This window comes from Acidisoma sp. PAMC 29798, from assembly GCF_030252425.1.
GTDB lineage: Bacteria > Pseudomonadota > Alphaproteobacteria > Acetobacterales > Acetobacteraceae > Acidisoma > Acidisoma cladoniae.
Window position 1 is genome coordinate 994438 of record NZ_CP126994.1, and the last position, 18445, is coordinate 1012882.

The window sequence follows — 18445 nt, forward strand, 5'->3', positions numbered from 1 at the left end:
GGTCCTCTATCACTCAGTCATGCGCGGCGCCCGCCGCACTCCGGGTCCGGGAGTAGAGCCCGGCGGCAAACAGGATCAGCAGGCCGGGCAGCCAGTATTGCCAGGCCGGGCCGAGCGACAGGAAGCCGATCGCGCCGGTGATTTCCTGGATCAGCACGACGCCCGCCAGGGCGCCAATGAAGGATCCGCGCCCGCCGAAGATGCTGGCACCGCCGAGGACCACGGCCGACAGGCTTTGCAATGTATAGTTCTGCCCGACCGAGGGATCGCCAATGCCCACTTGCGCTGCCAATAACAAGCCGCCGATGGCGGAGAAGACGGCGCAGAGCACATAGGCCGCAATCACTGTGCGCGTTACCTTGGCACCGAGGCGATGGGCGGCGGTGGCGTTCGACCCGACCGCGCGCAGTTCCATGCCAAAGCGCGCGCGCCGCAGAAAGATTTCTCCGCCGATCATGATCAGGACCGCGAGGATGAAGACGACCGGAAACGGCCCGATCTGGCTTGTGAGCGCATCCGTGATGCCGTCACGAAGATAGCCGGCCGGTGTCGGCCGCAGCAGCAGCGAAATCCCTTGCAGCGCGATATAGGTGGTCAGGGTGGCAATAACGGGCGTCAGGCCGATCTTGCGCACCAGCACGCCATTATAGAGGCCGACCAGCACCGCCGCACCGATTGCAAGCGCCAGCCCGAGCAGCAGGGTGAGCGTGCCTTGATCGTCCCCCGCGAAGAACGAAATGATGACCACGATGAGCCCGGTCAATGGACCGACCGACAGGTCCACGCCCGCCGTGAGGAGCACGATCAACTGGCCGATGCTGACGAAGGCGAGGGCGCTCGCCAGGAACAACGTTTGGCTGATGTTGCGGCTACTCAGGAAATGGCCGTTGCGATAGGCGGTGTAGGCGCCCAGAAGAACGATGAGTGCGATGAGAATCGCCATCGGCGCGTAGTCGCCCGACAGAAACCTTTGCATCCCCGCACGGCGCTCGGCGCCATGGCCGACCAAGGTCTGGCGTGTGGTCGCCGCGTTGATGGCGGCACCGGTGATATTGGCCTCGGAGATCTCGTCCCCGGTCAGGGAGCGGACGACGTTGCCGCGCGAGAACACGAGCACCCGGTCGCACAACCCCTGAAGCTCGACCGCGTCCGATGACAGAACAACGACAGCGGCGCCGTCATCCGCCGATTGGCGCAGAATGCGATACAGTTCCAGCCGCGCGCCGGCATCGACGCCGCGCGTCGGCTCATCGGCCAGCAAAACGGCCGGCTTGCGCAGCAGCGAGCGCCCGAACAGAACCTTTTGCTGGTTGCCACCGGACAGTGACGAAATCCGCGTCTCCGTCGATGGCGTCTTGATCGCCAACGACCGGATTTGCATTTCGGCCATGGCCATTTCCGCCGAGCGGGAGATGAGGCCGAAGCGCGACAAGCCTTCCAGCACGAGGGCGGAGAGGTTTTCCCGCACCGACATCGACAGGAAGACGCCTTCGGCATGGCGGTCGCCGGGAAGATGGACGATGCCCGCCGCCTGGGCCGCGATGGGGTCCGACAACCGCACGGGACGACCGCCGACTGTCAACGTGCCCGCCACGGGGACGAGGCCCGCGAGGGCGCGCAGACAATCCCGCTGGCCATTGCCCTCCACACCCGCGAGACCCACGATCTCCCCGCCGCGCACGTCCAGATCGATCGCCTGCAGCATGCCATTCGCGAGACCCCGGCCGCTGACCAGCGGGATTGCAGAGAGGTCCTGACAGCGCTTTTCAGGGAAGGCGCGCTCTACCGAGCGACCGATGATCAGGCGCAGGATCTCCTGCTCGGAGATACCGTCAATATTGAAGGTTCCGCGTGCCTGTCCGTCCCGCAGGATGGTAATGCGGTCGGCGATCCGCTTCACTTCGGGCAGCCGGTGGGAAATATAGATCACGGCCGTGCCGCCGGCTTTGATGCGCGCGATTTGGCCAAACAACCGCTCGGTTTCAGCCGCCGTCAAAACCTCGGTCGGCTCGTCGAGCACCAGAACCTTCGGCTGCAAAGCGAGCGCCTTGGCGATCTCGACCAACTGACGTTCCGCGACCGTCAGTTCCGCGACCCGCGTGCGGCGGTCAAATGTGGCGCCGACCATCGCGAGCTGATCGGTCAACCAGCGATCGGTACTTAGGTCGCGTGGCCGCAGCGCCTTGGGCACGCAGTAGAGCAGGTTTTCCTCCACGCTTAGCTCATCGATCACCGAGGTATGCTGGTAGACGACGCTCAATCCTAGCGCCTGCGCGCGGCCCGGGGAGGGTGTGTCGAGCGGCACGCCGCCGATTTCGACACTGCCCTCATCCGCCGCCAGGGCGCCGGCCGCGATGCCCATGAGCGTCGATTTGCCGGCGCCGTTTTCACCGAGGAGCGCGTGGACCTCACCTTGCACCACGTCGAGCGAAACGCTCTTGAGGGCGATGACGCCCGGGAACCGCTTGACGACATCGACAAGGCGAAGAACGATCGGCGCGCTCATTGGGGCGCCTACTCCATTTTGCCGAAGGTTGCCAGCTCATCCGGCGTCAGCTGGACCGACAAATCGGCATCCGGCTGCTGCTTGGGATCGCAATTCGGCGCAGTGCCGCCCAACGTGTCTTCGAACAATGGCACCCGGTAGATGTCAGGCTCGGTATTGGGAATGCCCTCGGCGGCGGCAATTGCCTTGCGCGCCGCAATCCGCCCGATCCAATTGCGGGCCGAGATCGTGCCCAGCTCAAAGCCGGGGTTGGCTGGCTTCAGTTTGATAAAGTCGCAGGCGAGCTGATTGTTTTCGAGAACGGCGAGCGGCACCAGCGGGCGGTTCGCACCCTGATAGGCGCGCAAGGCCCCGAGGGCGGAAAATCCGCCGCTGTCATCGATGATGCCGTCGATCTTCGGGTATTTCGACAACAAGGCCGTCATGGTCTTCTGGGTGAGCGCCGTATCCCAGTCGGTCACGGCCCAATCGCTGTAGCCTGTCAGCAGCGTCATCTTCGGCTGCTTGCTGATCACGTCCTGAATGCCTTGCAGCGTCGCGACGCTGACGGGATTGCCGGCGGGGCCGCCAAGGAACACGACATTGCCCGTGCCGTGCAGCGCCTTGACCATCCACTCGGCCATGACCACGCCCGTTGCGCGCACATCCCAATCGACATAGGCGATGTAATCGCGTCCGGGCTTGCCGCCGGGATCGGCTCCCCAAGGCACAACCTTGATGCCCGCGCGGGTCGCGTTACGGATGGCGGGCAGCTCCGCCTTGCCGAAATCGGGCACCAACACGAGCGCGTCGATCCCTTGCGCGACCATGCCATTGACGTCGGAAATGCTCTTTTGCAGATCGCCCTGACCGATTTGCACCACTTGCTTCACATTGGGGCATTTGGCGGCTTCCGAGCGCACGGCGCCCATGGAGGAGCGCGACCATCCGTTCGTGCCGACACCATCATGAATCCCGAGGGTGATCGGCTTCGTGCCGCAGAAGCTGGCATCGGCGGTCTTGCCGCCGGCCGCCACGATCTGCGCCACGGTATCGGCGGCTTTGGCCTGCACCCCGAAGGCGGTTGCGGCCGCAAAGAGCGCGATACCCGCGCCCGCGGCACGGAAGACTGTAGCTCCGGTCATTGTCGGTATTCCCCCAATTATTGTTGTTTTTGATTGGTCTCAGCCGCCTACGCGGACGGTGCGAAACACCTGGCGCCAGGGCACAAGCCGCAGCGCCATGCCGAGGGCGATGATGACCGCCTCGATCACATCCTGCACCGAGGTTGCAGCGCCCATGCCGAGAGTCACCTGTTGCAGTTGCGTGAGAAACAGCGCGCCGACGGCGGTTGCGGACACGCTGCCGCTGCCGCCGAACAGGGACGTGCCACCCAACACAACCGCCGCAATGGTCGGAAGAAGATAGGTGCCGCCGACGAACAGGCTCGGGATGCCGAGATAGCCGGCGAGCAGAATGCCGGCGGCGGCGTAAATCACGCCAGCCGCCGTATAGGTCGCGATCTGGTATTGCGACACGCGCATGCCGGCGGCATGGGCGGCACGGCGATTGGTGCCGATGGCGATGAAGCGGCGCCCGATCAGGCTCTTGCGCAACCCGATCTCCACCAAAATTACCGCCACTAAGGCGAGGATCGCCAAATCAGGAATGCCGAAGATCCGACCGATGGTGAAATTGCCGAGCGCGGAGGGCACGGCGCGCACCGAACTCGCCTTGCTCGTGAACAAGACCGCGCCGTACAGCAAGGCATTGACGGCCAATGTCGAGACCAGGGGCGTGATGCGAAAGCGCGTCACGGCGATGCCGCTGATGGCGCCGGCAGCCGCGCCGACGGCCAAGGCGATGACGATCCAGAGGACGAGTTGGGAATTATCCCCGTTGGGATATTTGGTGACCAGGACGGCGGCGAGCGACATCATGCCAGGCACGGCCAGATCGAGCCCGCCCTGCTGGATGACGAGCGTCTGCCCGATCGAGGCGATCGCCAGGACCGAGGCGAAGGCCAGGACCGTTAGCAGGGAGCTGCCGGAGATGCTGCCGGGTGCCACCAAGGGGCTGATAACGAACAGCAATACGGTCGCCGGCCAGATGGCCAGGAACTCGGCCGGCATGCCTCTCCAGACCGCGAAGCGTCCCATGCGGTGCGCGCTTATCGTGGGCTGACGGCGGCGGCGCGCAAACCGCGCGGCGCCGGGCCACAGCAGCCGCAGGACCCCGCATGGCGTGAAGGCGTGCCCGGTTTGCGGCCGGGCATCACCGTGACGGCAGCACCCCGGAGGGAGGGGCTGGCGATCAGGTTGCGCGGCGTGGCCGTGCCGCAGGTCGGGCAGTCGCGGGGTGCGGCGAAGGCCGCCATCCCCGCGAACTCCGTGAAGGTGCCGCAGCGCGCGCAGTCATAGTCATACAGCGGCATGGCTAGTGCTTCTCGGCGTCGGTGCCGCGCACATAGGGTGTCGGCAGCCACGATCCGTCACGCGGCACGCCGGCGCGGCCAAACAGGCCGTCGGCCGATCTCTCCATGGTCTTATGCAGCGCCCGCACATCGATGTTCAGCAGCTTGCCATGCCGCTTTACGATGCGGCCATTGACGAAAACCGTGTCGATATTGCCGGTATGGGCGTCGTTCACCACAGCGCCGATCGGATTGTTAATCGGGAACATATTGAGCGCATGGGTATCGAGCATGACGATGTCGGCGCGCTTGCCGGGTGTCAGCGATCCGGTGATGGAGTCGAGGCCGCAGGCCCGCGCCCCTTGCAGCGTCGCGAATTCGAGAATGTCGCGAGTCGTGATCGGCAGCGGGTCGACCAACTCATGCCGTGCCAAGGCTTCGGCATTCATGAAACCGCGTGTGGCGGCAAGCAGAATGCGCATTTGTCCGAACATATCGCCGCCGACGGAACAACAAACATCGATCGAAATGCTTGGCCGGCAGCCGTGCTTCATCAACCCGAGCGTCGCGGGATTGCCGTGGCCCATGTTCAGCTCGACTTCGGCGGAGAGGGAGGCGGTGCCGCCGGTATCCGCGATCAGCTTGAATTCGTCATCGCTCAAGGTGCAGCAATGGACATAGGTCGTGTCAGCCGCGAGAAGGCCGCGTGAATTGAGCTGATCCACGGGATGGTTCAGGCCCCATAGCCCGTCGCCGGCATGCAAGGTGATGCGCAGGCCGAGGTCGCGCGCTTTGCGAAAGTCGTCCTCTGTCACGTCCAGGGTGGCGAACTGCGGCCCCCGCGCGGCAAAGGCCATGGTGACCAGACCGTCATCTGAGTTGAAATGCGTGCGCCGCACGCGCGCCACATCCGTAAAGTCGCTGGGCAGATCGCTGACGGGAAACCATTCGCGATTGGCATTGCCGTAGCCATAGACGGCACGGAGGCCCGCATCGCGCAGGCCCTTGATGGCCATATCGGCGTGGTCAGGCGAATTATTATTGTGCGACCAGTCATACAGCGTCGTGATGCCAGCATCGAGGGCTTCGAGCGCGCCGATATAATTGGCAACATACATGTCATCGGGTGTGTACAGCTCACCCATGACACCACGGACGCCGCCGAAATACTGTGCGAGCGTCCAGTCGGCCGCCGCGTTGCGCAGCAGGCATTGCCAGGTATGGCGATGGGTATCGATGAAGCCCGGAATGACGATCATGCCCCGACCGTCTATTTCCTGCGCTTCGACGGGGCCGAGATTCGGCCGGATTTCGGCGATGTTTGTGCCGTCAATGAGCAGATCGGCGTCATGGAAATCGCCGACTTTCGGGTCCACGGACACGATTGTCGCATTGCGGATGACGGTGCGTTCCATCGTAGTGTCTCTCCCCGATCGGGCCTTATCTTCCGTAGCGACGGAGCAGGCCGTTTCCGTGACGGTAACCGCGCTTGGCACCGGACGCAAGGCAAGTTATCGGTTGAACACTCACAATTCTCACGGGTTCGACATTCAAAACTCTTGTGCGGTGCAACAACAACTGCTTGTACGAATCCTCTAGTCAGTCACGTGATCCTGTATTAGTGAGCAATCGATAAACACTGGCGGACAGCGGTCGAACGCCGTCGCTCGGGAGGAGCAGCCGATGAAGGGCAGCGTTGGGGTCATTGGCCTAGGTATCATGGGCGGCGCGATCGCGGGCAATCTCGTGGCGGATGGTTGGGATGTCATCGGCTACGATCCCGATGCGGCGGCGTGCGGCCGAGCGGAGGCCGCGGGTGTTGGAATCGCTGCCGATATCCCGGCGGTCTTGACGAAGGCCGAGGTCATTCTCACCAGCTTGCCGTCCCCCAAGGCCGTCATCGCCACGGCGGAGACGATCGTGGCGGCTGCCGCGCGCCGCCATGTGATCGTGGAACTCAGCACCCTCGCGATCGAGGACAAGATGCGCTTCGCTTCCGTGCTGGAAAGCACCGGCCATGTCGCGATCGATTGTCCCATCAGTGGTACAGGCGCGCAGGCGCGCAATCGTGATCTCGTCCTCTACGCCAGTGGTGATCCGGCGGAGATCAGGCTGCTGCATCCTGTTTTGCTGGGGTTTGCGCGGGAAGCGCATGACGTCGGAACCTTCGGCAATGGCAGCCGGATGAAATTCGTCGCGAATTTGCTCGTGGCCATTCACAACGTGGCGGCGGCGGAAGCGATGGTGCTGGGCATGATGGCCGGTCTTGATCCGCAGCAGCTCGTGGCTCTTGCCGGCGCTGGCGCCGGCGCATCGCGGATGTTTACCCTGCGCGCGCCGATGATGGCGGAAAACCGCTACGAAGAGGCCACGATGAAGATGTCCGTCTGGCAAAAGGACATGACGGTGATTACGGAATTCGCGGCCCAGCTGGGCAGCCCGACACCCTTGCTGACCGCGACGGTGCCGCTTTATGCCCGTGCGATGGAGCAGGGCTATGGCGAGTCGGACACGGCGGCCGTTTGCGCGGTGCTCGAAGAAATGACCGATGGGCGCCTCGACCGGGGTCGTCAGAACCAAAGCTGATAAGGGCCGATACGGCAAATAATGGGGTGAAACGCGCGCCCTGGCTTAGGGTGACTGCATCACCGATCCACGGAGGGACATCATGAAGCTCGGTTTCTTCACCATGCCGATCCATCCAATCGACAAGGATTGGCGGCAGTGTTTGCGGGAAGATCAGGACGCGTTCATCCTGGCCGACCAATTGGGTTTTTCCGAAGGCTATGTCGGCGAGCATTCGACCGATCTTGCCGAAAACATCACCTCCTGCTCGCTGTTCCTCGCGACCCTGATCGGATCGACCAAGCAGATTAAACTCGGCACCGGCACGGTGAACTTGCCGAACAGCCATCCCGCCCGTATCGCCGCCGAAATTGCGATGCTCGATCATCTGCTCGACGGGCGCTTGATCTTCGGGATCAGTCCGGGTGGACTGCCGTCCGACGCCGAGGCCTTCGGCAGTCTGGGCGCGGACCGCGCTGCCATGTTCGTCGAAGCCATCGACCAGGTTCTGGAAATTTGGCGGTCCGACCCGCCGTATAACATTCGGGGCAAGTTCTGGACCGTCTCGACGGAAAAGACGATGATCCCGGATATCGGGCAGGGCTTCCTGCCGAAGCCTTTGCAGCGTCCGCATCCGCCGATCGTGGTCACTGTGGTCGCGCCCTTCTCCAAAGGTGTAGCAGAGGCGGCGGCACGCGGCTGGGACCCGATTTCCGCCAATTTCCTCATGCCGGTCTGGGTGCGTAGCCATTGGCCTGGTTATGTCGAAGGGTGCAATCGCGCAGGTCGGCCGGCTTTGGCTGCCAACTGGCGCGTCGCCAAGAGCATCTTCGTGGCCGATGATGAAGCGACGGCAAAGGCCTATGCGACGGCGCCTGATAGCCCCTACCGTTTCTATTACAACCAGCTTCTGACGAAGATGAAGCGCGCCGGCCGGGCGGAGTTGTTCAAGACCGATCGTGGCCAGTCCGACGAGTCCGTCACGCTCGACGATGTCTGCGACAAACTCATCCTGTACGGAACGCCGGATCAGGTGGCGGAAAAGATTCTTCAGTTCCGGGAAGAGACGGGCGATTTCGGCACGCTGCTCTATGCCGGGCATGATTGGCAGGATCCTGCCTTGGCGCGACGGTCGATGGTCTTGATGGCGGAGGAGGTGATGCCACGCGTCAATGCCGCCATCGGTGCCAGCCTACATCAAGCGGATGCCGCGTGAAGGTCGCGATCAACGGAGGCGCTTTCGCCCTCCATACGCAGATCGATGGTGTCGAGGGCGCACCTTGGCTGATCTTGTCGAATGGCTTGGGCACGGATTTGACGGTGTGGGAGCCGCAGGTCGCGCAATGGGCCGCGCGCTTCCGCATCCTGCGCTACGACACGCGGGGTCATGGATTGAGTGAGGGGCCACCCGGCCCCTATGCGCCAGATGATCTTGTGCGCGATGTCGTGGGTTTGATGGATCATTACGGTATCGCTCGCGCGACTCTCATGGGCTTGTCGCTTGGCGGCGCCACCTGCGTGGGTGTCGCGTTGCACGAGCCAAAACGGGTCAGTGCACTGATTTGCTGCGATGCGCGCGTCGATTCGCCACCGCCTTATGTCCAGGCATGGGCGGAGCGCATCGCCCTCGTGGAGAAAGCCGGAACGACGGCGATTGTGAACGGCTCGATGGAGCGATGGGTCACCGCACCGACCCGCGCGGCGAGACCCGATCTCGTTCAACGCCTACGGGCGATGCTCGAAAACACCAGCGATCAGGGATATATGGCCTGCGCCGCCGCGCTCCAGCACTTGGCCTATTTCGATCGGTTGCATGCCATCACCTGCCCGACCTTGTTCGTGGTGGGAAGCCTTGACACCGCATCTCCGCCAGAGGTTATGGCGGCGATGGCCGCCCAGGTCGCAGGGGCGCAGCTGGTCCAAGTGCCAGAGGCCGCGCATATCAGTAATTTGGAGAATGTCGCTGCATTCAACGCGACCGTGGACGAGTTTATGGTGTCTCTGCAGAGTGACGAAAGCCAGGTCGTATCAGCGTGAGTTGGGTCGATTCATATGAGTAAAGCAAGGGCGCGGATGACACGCGGCGATCGCGAACAGCAGATTGTCAAGGGTGCCATTCAGTTTTTTGCAGAGCAAGGGTTTGGCGGCAATACGCGTGAATTGGCCGACCGCCTGCAGATCACACAACCCCTGCTGTACAAGCATTTTCCGACCAAGAACGATCTGATCGAGCGTGTTTTCAAGGAGGTCTTTTTCGATCGCTTCGATCCCCGGTGGAGCGATTTGATTCTAGACCGATCCCGATCGATCGTCGCGCGATTGCAGGAGTTCTACCGCGAATACGCGGCTGCAACCTATACCTATGAATGGATCAGGCTTTATATCTCAGCGGGCTTGATGGGGCGGGACGTCAATGCCCGCTACATCGGGCAGGTCGAACAAAAAATTCTGTTGCCGCTCTGCAGTGAGATCCGACTCTATTGCGGATTGCCAGATCCGAGCGTGATCCCGATCAGCCGGGTCGAACTCGACCATGTCTGGGTCTTTCACGGTGGCTTCTTCTATTATGCCATGCGCAAGCATATCTACCACGTCGCGACGACGGAAGACCTCGACACTCTGGTAGAGCGCGCCGCGACCACCATGTTGGAAGGCATTCGAAGCATGACGAGCGCCGCTGAAGGCCAGGCTATGACGCGACCAGCCACATCCGCCGCAGTCTAGCTCGCGGCCGCCAAGGGAACGACCGCGCGGTATGTGCCGCCATGAAACAGAAGAGGCTCGCCGTGATGATAGGTCGAGCGAATGACGCGCCCAATAAACAGCGTATGATCCCCGGCGACGATTGCCTGCTCCGTCCGACATTCGAATCGGGCGATGCAGTCGGGCAGAAGCGGGCAGCCCCCAAGGCCAGGGAACCAATCAACGCCTTCGAACTTGTCGGCCGACGAGGTGGCGAATTGGCGGGAATGATGTTGTTGGTCGGCACCGAGAACATTAATCGCGAAGCAGCCACTGTCTGTGAAACCCGGCATAGACGGCGCTTCGGCTCTCAAACTCCACAAGACCAGCGGCGGATCGAGCGAGACCGAGGAAAACGAATTGGCCGTCACGCCAAGGAGCATGCCCGATGTGGTGCGGGTCGTGATGACGGTGACGCCGGTCGCAAAACGCCCCAGGGCATTGCGCAGCGCCCTTGGCGTGGGTTCGGCGTCCGCGAGTTCGATGGTGAACTCCTGGTCGGATTTGCTCATCCTGAGCCTCCATCTTGGCCGATTGCAAAGGTCTTGTGCTTGCCGCAGACCCTAAAGACCCTTACCCCTCCGCGCCAATCAGATGATCCACTCAACCTGATCAGTTTTGCTAATGACCGTCGCTGATAGCTTGCGCGACATTCAATATTTCGTCGCGGTCTATGAAGAGCGATCTTTCACCGGCGCTGCGCTGCGGGAAAATGCCACCCAGTCCGGCGTATCGCAGCACATCCGCAAGATCGAGGAGCGGGCAGGGGTGAGGCTGTTCCTGCGCGGCACCAGTCAGGTGACACCCACGCCGGCAGGCGACCAGTATTACGGATATTGCGTCGATCTGCTGCGCGTCAACGAGGCGGCGAGCATGGCGATCCGCGCCTTCGGTCGCAGCCTGGATGGTGAGGTCACAATCGGATTGATGCCGACCATGACCCGCTGCGTCCTGGCACCCGCCCTGGCCCATTTCATGGACCTGCATCCCAATGTCACGATCCGTATCGTGGAAGGCTATAGCGCCATCCTCACACAGAAGGCGCGGGCGGGTGACCTGTCATTCGGCATCGTTCCTGCCTCCGCCGACACAGTGGGCCTGAGCCTGCGGCCATTTGTCCGCACACCGGAGGTTCTGGTGTCTGCGGCATCGCGCCCCGGGCACGGTGAACCGGTGCGGCTGTCCGATCTCGGGTCCCTGAAGATCGTGACGCCGGATGCTCGCAATGCCCGCCATCAGACGCTGCGAACCTATTTCGCCGCACAGGGTGTCACGATTGCCGCCTTGCTCGAACTGGACACTATGTTCGCGACACTCGATCTCATCACGCGCACCGATTGGGTCGCTGTTCTCCCCGGTATCATGATGGCGGGTGACAGCACGGGCGGCGTTTTTTCCATCAGCCCCCTGGCCAGCCCTTCCCTGTGGCTGGATCTGGTGGTGATGCAGGCCCCATGGCGGTCGAGGGCGCCGGCGGCGGATGCCTTTCTCGCAGTCCTGGACGCAGAGGCGCAAAAGGCAAATGCGGTCTGGGCCAGCCGCGCGCCCGACGTCGCACAAGGGGTGCTGCGCCGGGGTGGGAGCAGTGATAGGCTCCCACGCACCGGCCGGTGGTGGCCCAATGGAGGACGCGGTGGCAGATAAAATCAGCGACGCTTTGCGCGTGGCCATGATGCACAGCACGGCGGCAATGGTGCTCTCCGATCCGTTTTTGCCCGATTGTCCCATGGTGGTGGTGAACCCGGCCTTTACACGCATCACGGGCTATACCGCCGAGGAGTCGGTGGGCCGCAACTGCCGCTTCCTGCAAGGCTCCCAGACCGACCCAGACGCGGCGCCCCGCATCCGATCGGCGCTTGAGGCCGGACAGGGGTGCATCGAATGGATCATCAATTACCGCAAGGACGGCACCGCCTTCTGGAACCTGCTGTTCATCTCCCCGGTGCATGATGAGAACGGGAAACTCCGCTACTTCTTCGGTAACCAGCTCGACATCACCAAGGGCATGCCCGATTGGTTTGTCGATGTGAGCTTTGGCAGAACGCAGGTCGATCCCAAGATGGAAGCAGAGTTCCATGCCTTGCTGGGTGAGATTGGGGATGCGGAACGTGCCCAAGCGCTAGACCGCATCGTCGCCGCCGCGCACCGACTGGCCGAGATCACGGTGCAGTTGACGCCCGGCACCTTGTCGGTGGCTGAGGCGATGCGAGACTGACCCGGGTCCGCGACGCTAGCCGGCGAATCGCGGCTCCGGCAGGCCGCGGATGCCCAATTCGCGAATTCGGAATAAACTGCCTGCGCCGAACTGCGGCTTTGCCTCGGCCGCAAACAGATCATGAACGGCCGGGTGCTTGACCCGCGCCATAGAGGTTACATAGATTTCGTCGAGATTGTCGCCGCCGAAGATCACGCTGGTGATGTTTTTGACGGGCATCGTGATGCGGCGTTCGACGGTCCCATCCGGCGCGTAGCGCACCAGATCACCCGAAATCAGCTGCGCGTTCCAAAGATAGCCTTCCGCATCGACAGTGGAGCCATCCGCGACCCCAAGATCGTCCTTCGTGCTCGCGAATAGACGGCGGCCGGAGGCTTTGCCTTCGTCCAGGTCATAGTCATAGGCCCATAGTTCTTCCTGAAAGGTATCGGCAAAATAGAAGGTTTTGTTGTCAGGACTCCAGCACGGCCCATTGGAGCAGATGATGCCGCCATCGATCTTGGTGATTGCCAGATCCGGATCGAGACGCCAGAGACCGCATATCTTCAGCTCCTCCTTGTCATCCATGCCGCCGGCGAAGAAGCGACCACGCCGGTCGCATTTTCCGTCATTCAGCCGTGTCCGTGGCTGCGCTTCGTCCACAAGACCGATCAATTCGATCTGCCCTGTCTCGAAATCGAAGAAATAGAAGCCGTCATCCAGGGCAAGCACCGCGTTGCCATGACGCCTGAGGGCCATGGCGCCGACATCGCGATCGAGCCACCAATGCCTGACATGTCCATTGCGGGGATCATATTGCCAGATCGCGGGCTTGCCGACGCGCCGGCCTGTTCCATCGACCCAATAGAGCCGGCCTTCCTCGACATCCCAGATTGGCCCTTCGCCGAGGTGATTCTCACATTCCAAAACGCATTCGATCGAGTATGGCATGCGGACGATCCCCAATATGCGGCGGCATTTCGCCTGACTTCGTTGCAGGCTTCACCATCTATCCTTAGACAAGTGCTTGACTGCCGCAAGAGGCGAGGGCGATCGGCGCGCGTGTCGTGCCGCGCTCCAGGAGCGCGAAACCGACATCGATGCAGCGCCGCGCATCGATGTCGCGATCGGCGATCAGCTCCTGGATGAGGTCGGCAGCCCGCCGACCGAGGCCCGTGAAATCGACGTCGATCGTCGTCAGAGTGGGAAGCATGTGGCGGCCGATCTCAAAATTGCCAAAGCCGACCAGCGAAATATCCGCAGGCACGGCCATGCCCCGGCGCCGGCATTCCATCAAAGCCCCAACGGCGAGCAGGTCGGAGATTGCGAAAACGCCCTCGACGTCTGGTGCAATCTCAAGAAGTTCGGCCATGGCCGAGGCACCTTCATCGAAAGACGCGGGAATGCGCGCCGAGCGCAGCACGAGGTCAGTGGAAAGTCCCGCTGCGCGCAAGGCGTCTTCGAAGCCAGCCAACCGTTCCTCGCCCCGTGTGTCGGACCGGACAGACTCATGCACCGGCCCCAGGGCCGCGAGGCGCCTGAGACCAAGGTCGTGCAGATAGGTGCCGGCGGCAAACCCCACGCCGTGATTGCTGAAGCCGATGGTGCTGCCGATCGGCCGGCGCGGCAGGCCAGCGATTTCGATCACCGGTATCTGCGCCTGCTCGGCCAGGCGTCGCGCCGGCTCGCTATGGGCATTGGCAGTCAGAACCAGCGCCTCGGGCCGGCGGGCGAGCATGGTGCGGAGCTGCCGCTCCTCCTCCTCCACGCTATAGGCGGTATAGCCGATCAGCATCTCATACCCGGCGGTGCGCAGCCCCTCCGTCAGCCCTTCCGCCAAGGCCGCGAAATTGCTGTTGGACAGAACCGGCAGAATAACACCGACGAAGCCGCTGCGTCGTGTGGACAGGCTTCCGGCGGCGCGATCGGGCACATAGCCGAGCGCCGCGATCGCCTCCAGCACCCGCGCACGGGTCGCCGGCAGCACCTGCTCAGGCCGGATGAAGACGCGCGTCACCGTCATGCGCGAAACCCCGGCCATGCGCGAAACATCGCGGAGCGTGGCCCTGCGCATGACGGGTGCCGCCTTCGGCCCTATCAGGCGGGTGCTACTTCCCCCAGATCTTGGCGTAGGCATCCCGATAGTGGTTGTCGGGATCGTAGATATCCTTCTTGCCGCCATCCTGATCGACGTTCTGCGCGGTCACGAGATGCACCGGTGCGACATAGCCGGAGGGCGGCTGGCCCGCGAAGGCGCGGTTCATTTCATCGACGACCTGCCAGCCTTGCAGCGTCAGCGGCTCCGGCACCGTGGCGGCCTGGAACTGGCCGGACCGGATGCGCTCATAGGCGGAGTTGCTGCCGTCGCCTGCGCTGATATTGACCGGCGGCCCAGCGGGGTCCCGGCCGGCGGAGATGAGCGACGGCCCCATGAAGTCGTAATAGAGATCGTTGATGGCGAGGGTATAGGTCCATTTGGTGCCGAACCGTTGCAGCAGCGAGGTCGTGAGCTGCGGCATGCGCGTGCTGGTATCGGCGAGCGGCGTATCCTCGAAAGACAGCACCGTGCAGCCCGTGCAAGGCTTCATCGCGTCGCGCATCATCTTCGCCTTCGACAGCGCAATGGCATAGGCGCTGTCAGTGAAGACGATGACGCCGGCTTTGCCGTCGCTCTGGGCAATCGCATAATCGGCCGCGACCTGGGCGACCTTGCTGCTGTCGCTGCCGATATTGGCAAAGACCTGCTGGTCGGGCATCGGGCCGGGCTTCGGGCCGCCATGCCAAGCGACGATCTTGATGCCCTGGGCGACCGCCTGCTGAATGCTGGATGCATTCTGCACGACGTCATAGCCGCCGATGACGATGCCGGCGGGCTTCAGCGCCATGGCCTGACTGAAGGCGGATTGAATGCCCGAGATGCTGCCCTGGCCATCCAGCACGCGGATCGTCCAGCCGATTTTGGCGCCGGCTTCCTTCACGCCGTCACTGACTTCCTGAATGCCGCCATTGCGAAGGTCGGCCGCGACATAGACGACCGTCTTGCCAGTCGCGGCGGTGGGGCCCGTGGTCGGGCCGGTCCAGGCTGCCGCCGGGGCCGTTGCCGCCGCGACAATGGCCTTGGCTTGCGTCAGCACATCATCGGCGCGAGCTGCGGCGGGCAGGCCGATCAGCGCCGCCATGCACAGAGTGGCGACATCACGCGCGCCCAATTTCTTTGTCATCATTTGAGGCTCTCTCCCAAGGTTTGTTTTTGATTAAATCTGGCGGATGACGCTGCGCTTTTCCGCCATCCCCGCGTGACGCCGCGCATCACTGGCGGCGCGCCTGCACGCGCCGTCGCCCGGTCCAGCCGGCGAGGCCGATCGCGACGAGAAGGGTCGCGCCGTTAAAGGCCGGTTCCACCCAGAAGGCGCCCCCCAGCTGCTCGATGCCGGAGATGCCGATCGCGAGAATGACCACGCCGACGATCGTGCCCCAGATATTGACCCGGCCTGGGGTGATGGTGGTGGAGCCGAGGAAGGCGCCCACCAGGGCGGGCAACAGGAATTCGAGACCGACACTCGCCTGACCGACGCGCAGGCGCGAGGCCAGCACGACGCCGGCAATCGCCGTGATCAGGCCCGAGGTCATGAAGGCGAGCATGACGTAGCGGCGCGTGGAGATGCCGTTCAGTTCGGCGGCACGGGGATTGGCGCCGATGGCGTATAGGTAGCGCCCGAGCGGCGTATAGGCCGAGACCAGCCACAGCAGCACGGCGAGCGCCAGGACATAGAAGGCGGGCATGGGGATGCCCGCGATGCTCGCGGTGTCGATCGCGAAGAAGGACGGCGCGAGCCTGCCAATCACCTGTCGCCCGCCCGTCCACCACAGGGCGACGGCATAGATCACCGTGCCGGTGCCCAGCGTCGCGATGAAGCTGTCGATTTGCGCGACCTCGACCAGCAAGCCATTGAGCAAGCCGAACAGAACACCGAGTGCCAGCACGATCAGCACCGCCAAGGGCCAGGGCACACCGGCGATCTGCAAGGAGATCGCCAGGATGTGCCACAGCACGACGCCGTACCCGACGGTGAGATCGATCTTGCCGGTCATCATCGGCACGGTGGCGGCCAGAGACAGCATCGCGACCACGGCCTTGTCGCTCAACAGCGAGCGCAGGTTCAGCCAGGTCGGGAAGGTATCGGGCAGCAGAACCGAAAACAGCAGCGCGAGCAGCACGGTCAAGACCACCAGTCCGTAGACTGGCAGCAGAGCGCCGATGCGGCGGCCCAGCGGCAGACCCGTGAGCGACCCCGGAGCGGGCTCCAGCGCTGTGGAACGAAGCAAGCTCATGCCGGAATATCCTCCAGGATGGGAGCGGAATGGGGTGTGCCTCCGGCGGAGGCAGCGCTGAGAAGCGCATGGATGGAGAGGTCGGCGCGGCCGATCTCGGCCACCACGCGGCCCTGGCTGAAGACCACGGCGCGATGGCAGATATTGGCGACTTCCTCGAAATCGGTCGCGACGACGATGACGGAAAGTCCCGACTCCAACGCGGTTTGGAGAAGGGCGTAGATTTCGGCCTTGGCACCGACATCCACCCCGGCGGTCGGCTCCTCCAGAATGAGAAGCCGGGTCGCCAGGCCCATCCAGCGCGCCAGCACGACCTTCTGCTGATTGCCGCCGGACAAGGTTTCCACCGGCCGACGCGGCTCATTTGGCCGCAGGCCCATGCTGTCCCCGGCGGCAATCGCGTCCCGCGTTTCGCGCGCGGGCGAACAATAGCCGAGCAGCGGCGTGCCTCGTGCGCCAGGATTGAGGAATAGATTTTCCTTGATGCTCAGCGACATGCCGAGGCTTTCCCCGACCCTGTCACCGGCGACGAGGCCGACGCCCGCGCGCATGGCCGCCGCGGGGCTATCGGGGTGATAGGGTTTGCCATCGAGTTCCATGCGGCCCGCCGTGACCGGGCGGCAGCCGAACAGGGCGCGACCGATCGCATCCTGGCCGGCACCGCGCAGGCCAACTAGGGCCACCATCTCACCTCGACGCACTTCCAAATCGACCGGGCCGGCGTCGCCGGCTGTGAGGCCGTGGAGCGTGAGGCAGGGCGCCGCGCCGGGCGCGCCCGGTTTCGCGAAGACCTGTTCTGGCGCTCGCCCGACGATCATGCTGACGAGGTCCGCCGGGCTCGTTTCATCGACGCGCTTGCGACCGACCAGCCGGCCATCCCGCAGCACCGCGACTTCATCGGCGACCTGGAAGACTTCATCGAGGCGGTGGGAGACATAGATCATGCCGATGCCGGTATGGCGCAGGTCCCGCAGCACGCCGAGCAGGCGCGCGACCTCATCCGCCGGCAGGCTCGCGGTCGGCTCGTCGAGCACCAGCACTTCGGCGCGGGCGGCGAGCGCCCGGCCGATCGCGACGAGCGACCGCTCGGTGCGGGTGAGGTGCATGATGCGGGCATTGGGATAGATATCCGCGCTCATGGTGCGCAGCGTCTCCACCGCCTGGGCGCGGGCCTTCGACCAGGAAATGAGCCAGCGGCCGCGCGGATAGCCGACGCCGAGGGCGACATTCTCCGCGACCGTCATCCAATCGATCAAGCCGAGATCTTGATGGATGAAGGCGACGCGTTGCTGGTCGCCTTTGCGTACCTGCAAGTGGTGATAGGGCGAGCCGCGAAACAGGATGCGCCCGCTGTCGGGCGTATGGATGCCTGCGAGCATCTTGATGAGGGTCGATTTGCCGGCGCCGTTTTCACCGAGCAGGGCGAGGATTTGGCCGGGCTGGAGGGTGAGTGACACGTCATCGACGGCGAGTGTGCCGCCGAACCGCTTCGTCACGCCTTCGAAGGCGAGAAGGCTCGGTGCCGCGTCCATCTCAGGCGGTGCCTGGATGCGGTTGCAGCACGGGTCGTTGATTGCAGGCGCCGTACAGCAGCGCTGACAGCATCGCATCCTCCCTGGTCTCGTCCGGACTTTGCCGGTTGTTATGTCTCGGGGGTTACCCGAGGGGACCGTCCCATCTTGGCATGTGATCGGTCACATCGGCATAACAGAGG

At 63.5% G+C, this 18445-nt stretch carries 17 protein-coding genes; 6 read left to right on the forward strand and 11 right to left on the reverse strand.

What is annotated here, in order from left to right; translation table 11 throughout:
• Positions 1-13 precede the first annotated feature (13 nt).
• Genes QP803_RS04795 through QP803_RS04815 form a run of 5 tightly spaced genes read right to left on the reverse strand, consistent with a single transcriptional unit; the run spans position 14 to position 6313 of the window.
• Entirely contained in the window at positions 14-2506 is a 2493-nt protein-coding gene (locus QP803_RS04795) for an ATP-binding cassette domain-containing protein (protein WP_284946580.1), read from the reverse strand.
• Positions 2507-2514: 8 nt separating this feature from the next.
• Positions 2515-3630 (reverse strand): substrate-binding domain-containing protein, encoded by a 1116-nt coding sequence (locus tag QP803_RS04800; RefSeq protein WP_284946581.1) that lies wholly within the window; start codon positions 3628-3630, stop codon positions 2515-2517.
• A 39-nt stretch (positions 3631-3669) separates the two neighbouring features.
• Positions 3670-4644, reverse strand: a complete 975-nt coding sequence (locus QP803_RS04805; RefSeq protein WP_284946583.1) for an ABC transporter permease — start codon at positions 4642-4644, stop codon at positions 3670-3672.
• 11 nt (positions 4645-4655) lie between these two features.
• The gene (locus QP803_RS04810) at positions 4656-4919 is read right to left on the reverse strand and encodes an FmdB family zinc ribbon protein (RefSeq protein WP_284946584.1); all 264 of its coding nucleotides are present in this window, start codon (positions 4917-4919) and stop codon (positions 4656-4658) included.
• A 2-nt stretch (positions 4920-4921) separates the two neighbouring features.
• Positions 4922-6313: an amidohydrolase family protein gene (locus QP803_RS04815; protein ID WP_284946585.1), complete on the reverse strand. Its 1392-nt coding sequence runs from the start codon at positions 6311-6313 to the stop codon at positions 4922-4924.
• A gap of 217 nt (positions 6314-6530) precedes the next feature.
• Between QP803_RS04815 and QP803_RS04820 the strand changes: the two genes are divergently transcribed.
• From QP803_RS04820 to QP803_RS04835, 4 genes are all read left to right on the forward strand, one after another.
• Complete coding sequence (locus QP803_RS04820) at positions 6531-7484, forward strand: NAD(P)-dependent oxidoreductase (RefSeq protein WP_350356087.1); 954 nt, start codon at positions 6531-6533, stop codon at positions 7482-7484.
• A gap of 82 nt (positions 7485-7566) precedes the next feature.
• Positions 7567-8679 (forward strand): LLM class flavin-dependent oxidoreductase, encoded by a 1113-nt coding sequence (locus QP803_RS04825; RefSeq protein ID WP_284946587.1) that lies wholly within the window; start codon positions 7567-7569, stop codon positions 8677-8679.
• Positions 8676-9500, forward strand: a complete 825-nt coding sequence (locus QP803_RS04830; RefSeq protein ID WP_284946588.1) for an alpha/beta fold hydrolase — start codon at positions 8676-8678, stop codon at positions 9498-9500. Before QP803_RS04825 ends, QP803_RS04830 begins: the two co-directional genes overlap by 4 nt.
• A gap of 36 nt (positions 9501-9536) precedes the next feature.
• Positions 9537-10187, forward strand: a complete 651-nt coding sequence (locus QP803_RS04835) for a TetR/AcrR family transcriptional regulator (protein ID WP_284946589.1) — start codon at positions 9537-9539, stop codon at positions 10185-10187.
• Here QP803_RS04835 and QP803_RS04840 read toward each other — a convergent pair.
• Complete coding sequence (locus tag QP803_RS04840; protein WP_284946590.1) at positions 10184-10717, reverse strand: flavin reductase family protein; 534 nt, start codon at positions 10715-10717, stop codon at positions 10184-10186. The two genes, QP803_RS04835 and QP803_RS04840, sit on opposite strands and share 4 nt — an antisense overlap.
• Before the next feature lie 112 nt (positions 10718-10829).
• Between QP803_RS04840 and QP803_RS04845 the strand changes: the two genes are divergently transcribed.
• Positions 10830-11849, forward strand: coding sequence for a LysR family transcriptional regulator (locus tag QP803_RS04845; protein WP_284946592.1), 1020 nt, complete (start codon positions 10830-10832; stop codon positions 11847-11849).
• The gene (locus tag QP803_RS04850; RefSeq protein WP_284946593.1) at positions 11839-12420 is read left to right on the forward strand and encodes a PAS domain-containing protein; all 582 of its coding nucleotides are present in this window, start codon (positions 11839-11841) and stop codon (positions 12418-12420) included. The genes QP803_RS04845 and QP803_RS04850 overlap by 11 nt, the downstream gene beginning before the upstream one ends.
• Before the next feature lie 15 nt (positions 12421-12435).
• Here the strand turns inward: QP803_RS04850 and QP803_RS04855 are convergent, their stop codons facing one another.
• The 5 genes from QP803_RS04855 to QP803_RS04875 form a co-directional block, all read right to left on the reverse strand.
• Positions 12436-13350 (reverse strand): SMP-30/gluconolactonase/LRE family protein, encoded by a 915-nt coding sequence (locus QP803_RS04855; protein WP_284946594.1) that lies wholly within the window; start codon positions 13348-13350, stop codon positions 12436-12438.
• 64 nt (positions 13351-13414) lie between these two features.
• The gene (locus QP803_RS04860; RefSeq protein ID WP_284946596.1) at positions 13415-14473 is read right to left on the reverse strand and encodes a LacI family DNA-binding transcriptional regulator; all 1059 of its coding nucleotides are present in this window, start codon (positions 14471-14473) and stop codon (positions 13415-13417) included.
• 34 nt (positions 14474-14507) lie between these two features.
• Positions 14508-15623: an ABC transporter substrate-binding protein gene (locus tag QP803_RS04865; protein WP_284946597.1), complete on the reverse strand. Its 1116-nt coding sequence runs from the start codon at positions 15621-15623 to the stop codon at positions 14508-14510.
• A gap of 85 nt (positions 15624-15708) precedes the next feature.
• Complete coding sequence (locus QP803_RS04870; protein WP_284946598.1) at positions 15709-16731, reverse strand: ABC transporter permease; 1023 nt, start codon at positions 16729-16731, stop codon at positions 15709-15711.
• Positions 16728-18263 (reverse strand): sugar ABC transporter ATP-binding protein, encoded by a 1536-nt coding sequence (locus tag QP803_RS04875; protein ID WP_284946599.1) that lies wholly within the window; start codon positions 18261-18263, stop codon positions 16728-16730. The genes QP803_RS04870 and QP803_RS04875 overlap by 4 nt, the downstream gene beginning before the upstream one ends.
• Positions 18264-18445 lie beyond the last annotated feature (182 nt).

Bases quoted from the DNA above. Each gene is read 5' to 3' on its own strand.
- QP803_RS04795 (WP_284946580.1), bottom strand. From the start codon at position 2,506: ATGAGCGCGCCGATCGTTCTTCGCCTTGTCGATGTCGTCAAGCGGTTC.
- QP803_RS04800 (WP_284946581.1), bottom strand. From the start codon at position 3,630: ATGACCGGAGCTACAGTCTTCCGTGCCGCGGGCGCGGGTATCGCGCTC.
- QP803_RS04805 (WP_284946583.1), bottom strand. From the start codon at position 4,644: ATGGGACGCTTCGCGGTCTGGAGAGGCATGCCGGCCGAGTTCCTGGCC.
- QP803_RS04810 (WP_284946584.1), bottom strand. From the start codon at position 4,919: ATGCCGCTGTATGACTATGACTGCGCGCGCTGCGGCACCTTCACGGAG.
- QP803_RS04815 (WP_284946585.1), bottom strand. From the start codon at position 6,313: ATGGAACGCACCGTCATCCGCAATGCGACAATCGTGTCCGTGGACCCG.
- QP803_RS04825 (WP_284946587.1), top strand. From the start codon at position 7,567: ATGAAGCTCGGTTTCTTCACCATGCCGATCCATCCAATCGACAAGGAT.
- QP803_RS04835 (WP_284946589.1), top strand. From the start codon at position 9,537: ATGACACGCGGCGATCGCGAACAGCAGATTGTCAAGGGTGCCATTCAG.
- QP803_RS04840 (WP_284946590.1), bottom strand. From the start codon at position 10,717: ATGAGCAAATCCGACCAGGAGTTCACCATCGAACTCGCGGACGCCGAA.
- QP803_RS04845 (WP_284946592.1), top strand. From the start codon at position 10,830: ATGACCGTCGCTGATAGCTTGCGCGACATTCAATATTTCGTCGCGGTC.
- QP803_RS04855 (WP_284946594.1), bottom strand. From the start codon at position 13,350: ATGCCATACTCGATCGAATGCGTTTTGGAATGTGAGAATCACCTCGGC.
- QP803_RS04860 (WP_284946596.1), bottom strand. From the start codon at position 14,473: ATGCGCAGGGCCACGCTCCGCGATGTTTCGCGCATGGCCGGGGTTTCG.
- QP803_RS04865 (WP_284946597.1), bottom strand. From the start codon at position 15,623: ATGATGACAAAGAAATTGGGCGCGCGTGATGTCGCCACTCTGTGCATG.
- QP803_RS04870 (WP_284946598.1), bottom strand. From the start codon at position 16,731: ATGAGCTTGCTTCGTTCCACAGCGCTGGAGCCCGCTCCGGGGTCGCTC.
- QP803_RS04875 (WP_284946599.1), bottom strand. From the start codon at position 18,263: ATGGACGCGGCACCGAGCCTTCTCGCCTTCGAAGGCGTGACGAAGCGG.